This is a genomic window from Streptomyces sp. NPDC050988, assembly GCF_044456225.1.
GTDB lineage: Bacteria > Actinomycetota > Actinomycetes > Streptomycetales > Streptomycetaceae > Streptomyces.
Window position 1 is genome coordinate 45,360 of sequence record NZ_JBITFQ010000009.1, and the last position, 11,939, is coordinate 57,298.

Consider the following 11,939-nt stretch of genomic DNA (forward strand, 5'->3'; position numbering starts at 1 on the left):
CTGTGGATCCGCGCGGGCGGGGCGGCCCTCCTGACGGCCGGGCCCCGCTCGCGCGGATACAGATTCGCGTGGCACTCACGCCACGTCAAGAATAATTACTAATTTATTTGAACTGGGTCCGGTGCACGTAGCCGTCGACTCCGCGGAACACCGCGTCGACCGTGCCGCCCGACCCTGCCGCCGCTCCGAGCGCGCCCTCGAAGGCCGCGCTGGGGAACTCCTGCCGCTTGGTCCAGCCCTGCCAGCCGCCGTTCTCGTACCGCTGCTGCCAGAGCGTGTAGTCGGAGGCCCGCGCGTACAGCACCACGGCGTCCCCCACGGCGACGAGCGTCGGGCTGCCGCCGACGGTCCCACCGAGCGACGTCCAAGGCGACCACTCCCCCGACGCCGACGCTTCCCTGGACCGCGTCCACACGTCGTCCGCCGCGGAGCGCACGGCCACGTGGACCCGCCCCTGGGAGTCGACGGCGGCGGACGGCCGCCCGTACACCGGCCGGTCACCGGGCATGCCGAGCGAGGACCAGCCGGACGAGGGGCCGCGCTGCACGACCTGTCCGTCGGAGCCGGTGGCGAACAGCGTCCAGTGCCCGGGGTCGGTGAACGCAACCGACGGCGCGTCGGTCACCCGGCCGCCCAGGTTCTGCCACGCGCCCCAGCGGCCGTCGGCGAAGACCCGCCGGTACACCCGGGAGTCGGTGCCGCGCACGAAGACGTCGATCCGGCCGCCGGCCGAGGCGTACGCGGCGGGCTGGCCGAGGATCCTGCCCTTCGTGGGGCCGCCGAGATCCCGCGGCCGAGCCTTGCCATAGTCCTCGGCGGTGGCCGTGTGCTGGACGAGGGAGCCCTTCGGTCCGCGCAGGAACGTCGTGAGCGTGTCACCGTCGCGCACCACCGCCGGGCTCGCCGTGGCCTTCTGACCCAGGCTGGTGCCGGGCAGGGCGTCGGCGCCGGTCAGCTTCAGGAACGCGGTGCCGTGCGCGGGGACCTCGACCGTGTACGAGTCGGTGTGGGCACCCCGGTCCGCCCTCGCCCTCAGGTCACGCACCTTCACCCCGCCGCCGAGCCCGACGTCGGAGAACTTGACCGTGCGCTCGACCGGCTTGTCGGAGCGGTTGAGCAGCACGACCGCGCGCCTGCCGGCACCCGCGAGTACTTTGCTGTAGACATCGCCGACGGAGTCACTGGCCACCCGTACGCCCTGGATGGCGAGGGGGTCCTGGTCGACGGCGATGATCTCCGGGTTGCGCAGCGTCTCGATCATCGAGTCCGACAGGGTGCGCGGATCGGACCCGATGACCAGTGGTGAACCCATCTCGGCCCACATCACGAACTGCGTGGTGGACTCCTCCTGGGTCAGTTCCAGGGAACCGTCGCCCATGCGCCGCATGGGGATGAGGTAGTCCGGGTCGTTGTAGTGGCCGGGCCCCTGCGCCTCGGGGTGCCAGGCGTTCGCGTCCATGTTGCGCAGCACGTTCGGCCACTGTCCGGGGCTCGGGGTGCCCCAGGCGATGTCCGTCCCGGTGCGCCAGGAGTCGGCGATTGTCGGGGCGTAGACGTACGAGTTGTGCGCGTCCTGCTCGGGTGTGTGCGGCACGCCCCAGTCGTCGGTGAGCGGGTTGCAGAGGTTGAGCAGCATCTTGCGGCCGGACTTGGCCACCGCGTCGCTGAACTCCTTGAACGCCGGGCCCGGATCGAGCTTGGCACCGATCCCGCACAGGAAGTCGACCTTGACCGCGTCGATCTTCCAGCCGGCGAACTGCCGGGCGTCCTCCTCGTAGTGGCCCCTGCTGCCGAGGCCGCAGGTCTTGCCGCCGTCGTAGGCGCCGGCGTCGGTGTAGATGCCCGCCTTCAGGCCGCGTTTGTGCAGGTAGGAGACCAGAGCCGGGATGCCGGAGGGAAAGCGGTCCGGATGCGCGGCCAACCGCCCCTTCGCGTCACGTGGGTTGTCGGCCTGCCAGCCTCCGTCCAGCCACACGATGTCGTAGCCGCTGTCGCGCAGACCGCTGCTGACCAGCTTGTCCGCGACGGAGCGCACCGCCTGTTCGGTGGGTGCGCCCAGCCCGTAGTAGGTGTTCCAGCCCATGTAGGGCGTCGGCGCGAGACCACTGTCGTAGTACTCGGGCGCGCCCTGGTCGACGGCGCCCCGATCCGGGCCGGTCTGCGCCGTGGCCACCGGGGCGGCGGTCACCGCCAGCACGGTTGCGATCGCGACCGCGGTGGCACGGCGCGTCAGTCTGGACGCCGCGGGTGTGCGGACCTGCGGGTGTGAAGTCACTTGCCTCTCCCGAGGGTTGGGAAGCACGAGGACGTGACGCGGGCCGCGTTGCGACAGGGGGCCACCTACGTCACGGCGAAGACTGTGGCGCGCGGCCGAAACCCTGTCAACATTAATTCCTAATTTAATAGAAAGAGGTCTCGTGACCCCTCACCCGCACCGCCGCCCGGACAGTCACTTCGTCCTGCTCAGGCACCCCACGGAGTCACCCGGGGCGCCGGGCCGCACCTCTCGTTCAACCAGGCCTCAAGAGACGAACTCCGCACCAGGGGTTGACAGAAACCATCCCGCGTCACAGCCTTTGGCAACGTTGTCATCCGTTGGCATCACGTGCCGTGTCGTACCCGGCCCGCACCGCTGTCTTTTGATGGGACATCACGCTCATGACAGATCAGTCGAGCTCGCCACGCCTGTCGCGACGCTCCCTCGTCACCACGGGTTCCACCCTGCTGGCGGGGTTCGGACTTGGTTCCCTGTTGCCCGCGTCGACCGCCGCCGCCGCGGGCACCGGAGCGTCGGCCGCGCCCTCCTCGCCTCGTGAGCTGGCGCTCTACCGCCCCGTCACGGTCTCTTCGACGGCCTACGCGCCCACCCCGGGCTCGTTCGTGGTCGACCGGCTCGCCTCACCGGGAGTGCGGGGCAGCGGCTGGCGGGCCGCGGCGGGTGACCCGCAGTGGATCTCGATCGATCTGCAGGCCGCCTGTGACGTCACGTGGATCCGCCTCACGTTCGAAGGTGACGCGAGCGACCCGGTGTTCACTCCCCCGACCACGGGAAATCCGGCCAGCGGCACCACGGGCAAGGAGATCCAGTCGAGCTACTCGGTCGAGTACGTGGTCGAGACGTCCACCGACCGCGAGTCCTGGACCAGCGTGTACCGCACGACGGCGGGCACCGGCGGAGTGGTGAACATCCAGCTCCCGCGCCCGGTCACCGCACGCCATGTGCGGATGACCTCGCGCAAGCGCTCCAACCCCAATCCCCTCGGTCTGAACGGCTTCGAGGTCTACGGCAGCCCCAAGGGGCACCGTCCTTCGGCCACCGGCTGGACGGACTGGGACAAGCACTCCGGGCCCGCGCCCAAGCTCGCGGTCGCCGACGACGGCACGGTGCCGGTGGAGTCCGGCTGGCGACTCACCCTCGACGACTGGGCGGACGCCGACGGCAGGGAGCTGTCGAAGACGACGGTCGACACCAGCGGCTGGCTGCCCGCCACCGTTCCCGGCACGGTCCTGGCCTCGCTCGTGGACCAGGGCAAGCTGCCCGACCCCGTCGCCGGACTGAACAACCTCCATGTCCCCGAGGCCCTGTCGCGGCACGCGTGGTGGTACAAGCGGGACTTCGAGCTGCCACGCGGTCTGCGCACCGGAGCCGGGCGCCGGATCTGGCTGGAGTTCGACGGCATCAACCACAAGGCCGACATCTGGCTCAACGGCAAGCAGGTGGGCGACCTGACGTTCCCCTTCGCCCGCTCGTCCCACGACGTGACCAAACTGCTCTCGACCGACGACGCCAACGCGCTCGCGGTGAAGATCACGCCGATGCCGGTGCCCGGCAGCCCCGGCGACAAGGGCCCCGCAGGCGAGGCCTGGGTGGACGCGGGCGCCAACCAGATGAACCTCAACTCGCCCACCTACCTGGCCTCTTCGGGCTGGGACTGGATGCCCGCGGTACGCGACCGGGCCGCCGGGATCTGGAACCACGTCCGGCTGAGATCCACCGGGCATGTCGTGATCGGCGATCCCCGTGTCGACACCCTGCTGCCGAAGCTGCCCGACGTGTCGGTCGCCGAGCTGACCATCGTCGTCCCGGTCCGCAACGCCGACACCACCGACCACAAGGCGACGGTCTCAGCTGCCTTCGACGGCGTACGGGTGTCCAAGGTCGTCACCGTGCCCGCGGGCGAGAGCGTCGACGTCACGTTCACCCCCGACGCCTTCGGCCAACTGCGGCTGCGTAACCCGAAACTGTGGTGGCCCAACGGGCTCGGGGATCCCGCCCTGCATGACCTCACACTCGTCGCGTCGCTCGACGGCGCCGAGAGCGACCGCCGCACCACCCGGTTCGGCATCCGCCAGTTCGGCTACGAGTACGAGGTGCCGCTGCCGTTCACCGCCTCCGAGGACGCCTACACCCAGTCCGTCACCTTCGACCGGCAGCAGGCCAGGTACGTACGCGTCAAGTGCCTGACCAGGGCCTCCGGTTGGGGCAACTCGTTGTGGACCCTGTCCGTGTCCGACAGCGCCAGGCCCTCCGTCGACCTCGCCCTGCACGCACCCGCCGACGCGTCGAGCAAGGACGGGGACGACCACGGCCCGGCCAACGCGACCGACGGCGATCCCGCCACCCGCTGGTCCTCTTCCTACGAGGACGACCAGTGGATCCGGGTCGACCTGGGGTCCTCGCAGTCGTTCGACCGGGTAGACCTGACCTGGGAACAGGCGTACGCGAAAACCTACGTCGTGCAGGTCTCCTCGAACGACGCCGACTGGACCGATGTGGCGTCGGTGGACAACAGCGCGGTGCCGCTGCCCTTCAACAACGGCAACGCCAGCCTCCAGGTCGAGGACTTCGCCGCGCGCACCGCCCGTTACGTCCGTATCGCCTGCGGGGTACGCAACACCAGCTGGGGCAACTCACTGTGGTCCCTCGGCGTCATCGACAGCGCCAAGCCCGGAACCGACCTCGCCCTGCGCCAGAAGGCGACCGCCTCGACCGAGGAGTCCGACCACCCGGCCGCGCACGCCACCGACGGCGACACGAGAACTCGCTGGTCGTCCCAGTACGAGGACCAGCAATGGATCCAGGTCGACCTGGGCGCAGCGAAGAGATTCGACCGGGTGGCCATCGTGTGGGAGCCGGCCTACCCGAAGACCTACGTGATCCAGGTGTCCGACGACGGGGACACCTGGACCGATGTGAAGTCCGTGTCCAACACGCCCGACCCGCTGAAGATCAGCGTGAACGGAGTGCGAGTCCTCGCCCGCGGCGGCAACTGGGGCTGGGACGAACTGCTGCGCCGCATGCCGCCGGAGCGGATGGACGCGGCCGTACGGATGCACCGCGACATGAACTTCACCATGATCCGCAACTGGGTCGGCACCTGCGACCGGGAGGAGTTCTTCGCCGCCTGCGACGAGCACGGGATCCTGGTCTGGAACGACTTCCCCAACGCGTGGGCCATGGACCCGCCGGACCACGACGCCTTCAACTCGATCGCGCGGGACACCGTCCTGCGCTACCGCATCCACCCCAGCGTGGTGATCTGGTGCGGAGCCAACGAGGGCAACCCGCCCGCCGCCATCGACAAGGGAATGCGCCAGGCCGTCGAACAGCAGGCGCCCGGCATCCTCTACCAGAACAACTCGGCCGGCGGCATCATCACCGGCGGCGGTCCCTACGGCTGGGTCGAGCCGGAGAAGTACTTCGATCCGTCCACGTACGGCAGCAAGGACTTCGGCTTCCACACCGAGATCGGTATGCCGGTCGTCTCCACCGCGGCCAGCATGCGGAACATGACGGGTGACGAGCCCGAGTGGCCGATCCGCGGCGCGTGGTACTACCACGACTGGAGTGAGCGCGGGAACCAGGCACCACACACCTACAAGGCAGCCGTCGAGGCCCGCCTCGGGGAGACCGAGGACCTGGACGACTTCGCCCGCAAGGCCCAGTTCGTCAACTACGAGAACACGCGAGCCATGTTCGAGGCATGGAACGCGAACCTGTGGGACAACGCCAGCGGACTGATGCTGTGGATGTCCCACCCCGCGTGGCACAGCACGGTCTGGCAGACCTACGACTACGACTTCGACGTCAACGGCACCTACTACGGTGCCCGCACTGCCTGCGAACCGCTGCACGTCCAGGCCGACCCGAAGGGACAGGTCCTGGCCGTCAACCACACGCGCAAGGACCTCAAGAACGCCACCGTCTCGGCGCGGCTGTTCGACCTGTCGGGCCGACAGCTCGGCAGGACCAGGAGCACACGGCTGGACGTGGGCCCGGCCGCCACCGCAAAGGCGTTCACCAGCGCCTGGACCGACGACCTGCCCGACCTGCACCTGCTGCGCCTGACCCTGGAGAGCAGCGACGGCCGCGTGCTGTCGAACAACACCTACTGGCGCCATCGCACCGCGGCCGCCATGCGTGCGTTGACCAAGGCGCCGCAGACCAGGGTGTCCGGAACGGTGACGCGCCTGTCCCGGTCCGGGGCCCGTCACGAACTGACCGCCACCATCCGCAACCACGGTCGGTCCGTCGCCGCCATGGTCCGGCTGTCCCTGCTCAACGACAAGACCGGCCATCGCGTCCTGCCGACGCTCTACAGCGACAACTACCTGTGGCTGCTCCCCGGCGAGTCACAGACCGTCACCCTGTCCTGGCCCGCCCGCGCCCTGCCCTCGCACCGCCCGCTCCTGAAGGTGGAGGCGTACAACAGCCGCTCTGCGACAGCGCGCCCGTAGGTTCCTGTCCGACGCACACCCGGCCAGGTCCCGGCCAAGTCAGGTCAGGTCAGGTCAGAGGGGCTTGAGCCGGGTGTGCAGGAGGCAGAACTCGTTGCCTTCCGGGTCGGCCAGGGTGTGCCAGTTCTCGGCGCCGGTCTGGCCGACGTCGGCGGGCCTGGCGCCGAGGGCGAGCAGCCGCTCCAACTCGGCGTCCTGGTCGCGGTCGGTGGCGTTGACGTCGATGTGCAGTGGGAGCTTCCCCCTGCGCGGGTCGCTGCTGGGGCTCAGAACGAGGGTGGGCTGCGGGCCGCCGAAGCCGACATCGGGCGGCCCGATCTCGATGCTTCCGTCGTCCTCCCGGTCGAGTTCGATGTAGCCGAGGACCTCGCACCAGAACGCGGCGAGCCGCTCCGGATCGGCACAGTCGAGAACCAGTTCACTGATGCGGCATGCCATGCCGGGGAGTGTACATAGACCCCCCGAGAGTCGGTCGTGGGCCGAGACATGAGCAACCGCGGCATCGCGAGGTCGCGGCAGGGACGTACGTACTCAGCCGTGTGCCTCACGTGCCGGGGAAGCCATCGCCTCCGCACGCTGCGCGAGCCGCTTGAGGGCCACCTCGCCCCAGGTCAGGTTGTCCCGTTCGAGGGACAGGCCCCGCAGGCAGGTGAGATAGGGCCCAATGCGCTCGGCGGTGGTGAAGTACTCGTCCTCGGTACGTCCGGCCAACAGCCATTCCCGTACGCGCTCGTAGCGCGCGATCTTGGTCGCGGCCAGCTCCATGCGCCGGCCGATGGCGGTTCGTACGGCCTCCATGTCGCCGACGTCCACGCACTGCACCTTGACCAGCAACTCGTCCCGGATCGCGGTCGGTTTGGCGGGCGGTTCGGCGGTGTAGGCCCGTACGGCGGCAAGGCCCTCCTCGGTGAGCGAGAACAGCCGCTTGTTCGGACGGCGCTCCTGCTGAACGACGCGAGCGGCGACGAGGCCCTCGCCTTCCATACGCTCCAGCTCGCGGTAGATCTGCTGCGGTGTGGCCATCCAGAAGTTGGCGACCGACGCCTCGAACCCCTTGGCAAGGTCGTACCCCGACGCCTCGCCCTCGAGAAGCGCCGCCATCACCGCATTGCGAAGAGCCATGGATCCAACCTAACAGCCTGTTGATTACTCAATGCGACGACTATGAGGGGCCCTCACGAGGGATCCTCGATGGCGTGGGCCACCGGAAGCAGGGTGGGCCGCTTGGCCTCCCGGCCGTCACCTGACGAGCGGCCGCGCACGCGGCGGGCGAGCCAGGGCCCGAGGAAGGATCCCGCCCAGCGCAGCTCGGTCCCGACGACGCGCAGCCTCGAATTCCTGAGCGCGGTGTCAGGCAGAGGCCGGATCCAGCTGTCGTCGCTTCCCGGTACGGCGAGTGCCTCGGCGACCGCGGCGGCGATCAGGGCATGGCCACGCGGGCTCGCATGCAGCCGGTCGGGGCTCCACAGCCGGAGGTCGGTGACCACCGGGTGAGGCTCCGCGTCGGCCACCACGACCCCGTGGCGCCGGGCCGCCTCGCGGATGCGGCTGTTCAGTGCGGTGACCCGGTGGGCGATGGGTCTGGCGGCAGGGACGATCCGCGCGAAGTCGGGGAAGGTCAGCGTCGCGACGCGGGCACCGCTCCCGGTGAGCGCGGCGAACATCGCCTCCAGGTGCTCGGCCACCTCGTCCGCGTCGAAGCGGGGCCGCAGCACGTCGTTGACACCGGCAACGACCGTCGCCAGATCCGGACGCAGCGCGAGCGCGGGCTCCAACTGCTCGGAGCGCACCTCGCCCGCGAGGCGTCCACGGACGGCGAGGTTGGCGTACAGGAGGCCGGGTTCGGTCCGCGCGATCTGCTCGGCGAGCCGGTCCGCCCACCCTCTCGGGTTCCCGGTGCCGTCGTCGTCACCGAGGCCCTCGGTCTGGCTGTCACCCAGGGCGACGTACCGCGCGTAGCCACTGTTCGCCATGGTCGCCCGCCTTCTCTCGGCCCAGATCCCCCGCTGCCCGCGGAGCGAGAACGGATGGCTAATTAGTCGGCTATTAAGATAGTTGACTATCTCAGGAAGTGCACATGCCCGTACAGAGACAAGACTCCGCGAACGCGCCGGAACCCTTGACGCCAGCCATATGACTGCGTAGACATGTCTGCGCAGTCAGACCATCGGTGGTCTGGCATCCTTGGGATCCGATTCGTCGGCCGTTGGGGAGGCTCCATGACGCGAGGTACAGGCCGGGGCGGGGGCTCCGCCGCGCCGCGCAGTGTGGATGTGGCCCGGCTGGCCGGGGTGTCGCAGAAGACGGTGTCGAGGGTCTTCAACGACGAGCAGTACGTGTCCGCCGACGTGCGCCGACGTGTACTGGCCGCCGCCGAGGAACTCGGATACCGGCTCAACAACGCGGCCAGGGCGCTCGCTTCGGGGCGGACCCGGTCCATCGGTGTGGTGACGCTGGGCACCGCTCTGTACGGGCCCGCCACCCTGCTCATGGGTGTCGAGCGGGTCGTCCGGGACACGGGATACGCGCTCCGCGTGGTCAACACGATGGAGGGGGACCCCGCGGGCATCGCCGGTGCGGTGGCCTCACTCCTCGACCAGGGTGTGGACGGGATCGTCATCTCCGAGCCGATCGACGAGGAGGCCGACGGGAGGGACCTCTCCACCCGCCTCGACGTCCCGGTCCTGGTCATCGGCGCACCTTCGCCCTTCACCGCCTCCACGGTGCTGGCCGCGGGCGGCGGCGCCGACCGGTTGGCCCGGGCCGCCACCGAACATCTGCTGGACCTGGGCCATGCGACCGTGCACCACCTGGCCGGTCCGCAGCGGTGGTACGCCGCCCGGGACCGCCTGATGGGATGGCGTTCCGCGCTCACGGAGCACGGCAAGGACGTTCCGCCGGTCGTCCAGGGAGACTGGTCGGCCGCGTCCGGCCACGCGGCGGGCCGTGAACTGGCCTCCCGCCCGGAGGTGACCGCGGTGTTCGCCGCGAACGACGACATGGCCATCGGTCTGATCCGCGCGCTGGCCGAGTCCGGCCGACGCGTACCGGAGGACGTCAGCGTGGTCGGCTTCGACGACATCCCCGTCGCCGGCTATGTGACTCCCCCGCTGACCACGGTGCGCCAGCCGTTCGACGCCGTGGCGCAGGAGGGCCTCAAGCGTCTCGTTCACTCCATCGAGAATCCGCAGGCGGACCCGCTGCCCGCGAGCGACCCACCGGTCGACCTCATCGTCCGCGCCTCGACCGCGCCTCCGCCGCCCCGGAAGACCCCGGGGCGCGGCCGGGGCGGTAACCCACCACTCCCGAAGGGGGGTTCGTCCACTGCCCACTGACCCTGGCTGACAGCGCCTCACCACCCCTGACAAGCGCTCACCAGCGCCCACAACCGCTGACCAGCGGCGATCGACCCGGCCGGCAGAGCCCACGGCCGGGCATGCGATCCCAGGCCGAGCCGCCTTGCCGCCCGCCGATCAGCTCCCTCCTCCCCGACCGCGCCCGCTCGTCCGGACGACCCCGGGACACGAGCGCCGCCGGACCATCCCTCTCACCACGGGACCTCTGAGACGGACGACCGCACCGGTCCAAGCCGTCGCGCCGGTCCCTGCTCGATCCCGCCGCTTCTCCTGTCGGCCGCGTCCTTCCACCTCCGCAGTACGTGGAACGTACGCCGGTCCCGGCCGGCGAGGACGTGCACCCGACCGCACAGGTCCACGACCCGGTCGTCACGTCCACGCCTGCCCCTCTCCCTTCCTCCGTGTTCCGCACGCCCTCGCTCGGCGTGCCATCCCCTTCGCCATCGCGGGAGTTCGCCATGCCCACATCCAGGTCCTTCGCCAGTCCCTCCGCCATGAACCGCAGGCTCTTCCTCACCGCGACGGGAGCCCTGTCGCTCGGTGCCGCGCTGTCCGCGTGCGGCGGCGACTCCGGCGATTCGTCCGCCTCCGCCAATCCGGTCGGGCAGGCCGACATCGACAAGGCCATGAAGACCCCGACCGAGCTGACCTTCTGGACCTGGGTGCCGAACATCGCGAAGGAGGTCGCACTCTTCGAGAAGAAGTACCCGGCCATCAAGGTCAAGATCGTCAACGCCGGCCAGGGCACCCCGCAGTACACCAAGCTGCGTACGGCGCTGAAGGCAGGCAGCGGCGCTCCGGACATGGTGCAGATCGAGTACCAGGCCATCCCGACCTTCACGATCACCAACAGCCTGCTGGACCTGCGGCCCTACGGAGCGTCGAAGCTCAAGGACACGTTCGTCGACTGGACCTGGGGGCAGGTCAGCGGTGCCAAGGGCGAGGTCTGGGCGATACCGCAGGACACCGGTCCGATGGGCATGCTGTACCGGCAGGACATCTTCGACGAGCACGGCATCGACGTACCCAAGACCTGGGACGAGTTCGCGGCGGCCGCCCGCAAGCTCCACAAGGCCGACCCCGATGTCTACCTCACCAATCTCGCGGCGAACCAGCCCGCCGCCTGGCACGGCCTGCAGTGGCAGGCGGGCGCCAAGCCGTACGTCACCTCCGGCGACGACATCACCATCAGCGTCGACGACGCCGCCTCCAGGAAGCTCGGCGAGTACTGGGGCGGGCTCGCGAAGGAGGGGGTCATCGGTGTCGAGCCGGACTTCACCGACGCCTGGTACGCGGCACTCAACAAGGGCAAGTACGCCACCTGGATAACCGCCGCCTGGGGGCCGGTCTTCCTCTCCGGTTCGGCCAAGTCCACCGCGGGCAAGTGGCGTGCGGCCCCACTGCCGCAGTGGGACACCGCCAAGCCGAGCTCCGGAAACTGGGGCGGCTCGACCACCGCCGTGATCCGGTCGACCAAGAATCCGATCGCGGCCGCCGTGTTCGCGCAGTTCCTCAACACCGACCCCGCGAGCGCGAGGATGTTCGCCACCGAGCAGTTCTTCTTCCCGGCGACGAAGGCGCTGCTCACGGACGCCGCGTTCGTCGGGGACGCGCCGGCCTTCTACGGCGGCCAGAAGGTCAACCAGGTCTTCGCCGACATCAGTTCAACGGTCAACTCCTCGTTCCAGTGGCCGCCGTTCCTGGACCAGGCGGCGACCGACTGGACCGAGACGGTCGGCAAGTCCCTGGCCGACAGGTCCGACACCGTCCGCGCGCTCGGCACCTGGCAGTCACGGCTGACCACGTACGCCAAGGACCAGGGCTTCACCGTCAAGGGGGGCTGAG

The 11,939-nt window shown here is 69.7% G+C and carries 7 protein-coding genes; 3 read left to right on the forward strand and 4 right to left on the reverse strand.

The features are described from left to right. Nucleotides 1-103: 103 nt before the first annotated feature. Nucleotides 104-2,275, reverse strand: coding sequence for a glycoside hydrolase family 27 protein (locus ACIBEI_RS21195; RefSeq protein ID WP_398890953.1), 2,172 nt, complete (start codon nucleotides 2,273-2,275; stop codon nucleotides 104-106). Nucleotides 2,276-2,658: 383 nt separating this feature from the next. Here ACIBEI_RS21195 and ACIBEI_RS21200 point away from each other — a divergent pair, with 383 nt between their 5' ends. Next, complete coding sequence (locus ACIBEI_RS21200; RefSeq protein WP_398890955.1) at nucleotides 2,659-6,738, forward strand: discoidin domain-containing protein; 4,080 nt, start codon at nucleotides 2,659-2,661, stop codon at nucleotides 6,736-6,738. A 54-nt stretch (nucleotides 6,739-6,792) separates the two neighbouring features. Here the strand turns inward: ACIBEI_RS21200 and ACIBEI_RS21205 are convergent, their stop codons facing one another. The 3 genes from ACIBEI_RS21205 to ACIBEI_RS21215 form a co-directional block, all read right to left on the reverse strand. Then, entirely contained in the window at nucleotides 6,793-7,176 is a 384-nt protein-coding gene (locus ACIBEI_RS21205; protein WP_398890957.1) for a VOC family protein, read from the reverse strand. A gap of 93 nt (nucleotides 7,177-7,269) precedes the next feature. Next, nucleotides 7,270-7,860 carry a PadR family transcriptional regulator gene (locus ACIBEI_RS21210; protein WP_398890959.1) on the reverse strand — a complete coding sequence of 197 codons (591 nt, stop codon included), beginning with the start codon at nucleotides 7,858-7,860 and terminating at the stop codon, nucleotides 7,270-7,272. A gap of 53 nt (nucleotides 7,861-7,913) precedes the next feature. After that, nucleotides 7,914-8,711 carry an SGNH/GDSL hydrolase family protein gene (locus ACIBEI_RS21215; RefSeq protein ID WP_398890961.1) on the reverse strand — a complete coding sequence of 266 codons (798 nt, stop codon included), beginning with the start codon at nucleotides 8,709-8,711 and terminating at the stop codon, nucleotides 7,914-7,916. 246 nt (nucleotides 8,712-8,957) lie between these two features. Here ACIBEI_RS21215 and ACIBEI_RS21220 point away from each other — a divergent pair, with 246 nt between their 5' ends. Beyond that, entirely contained in the window at nucleotides 8,958-10,073 is a 1,116-nt protein-coding gene (locus ACIBEI_RS21220) for a LacI family DNA-binding transcriptional regulator (protein WP_398890963.1), read from the forward strand. Between the two features lie 479 nt (nucleotides 10,074-10,552). After that, a complete protein-coding gene (locus tag ACIBEI_RS21225) occupies nucleotides 10,553-11,938 on the forward strand; it encodes an ABC transporter substrate-binding protein (protein ID WP_398890965.1) in 1,386 nt (461 codons plus the stop codon). The last annotated feature ends 1 nt before the right edge of the window (nucleotide 11,939 follow it).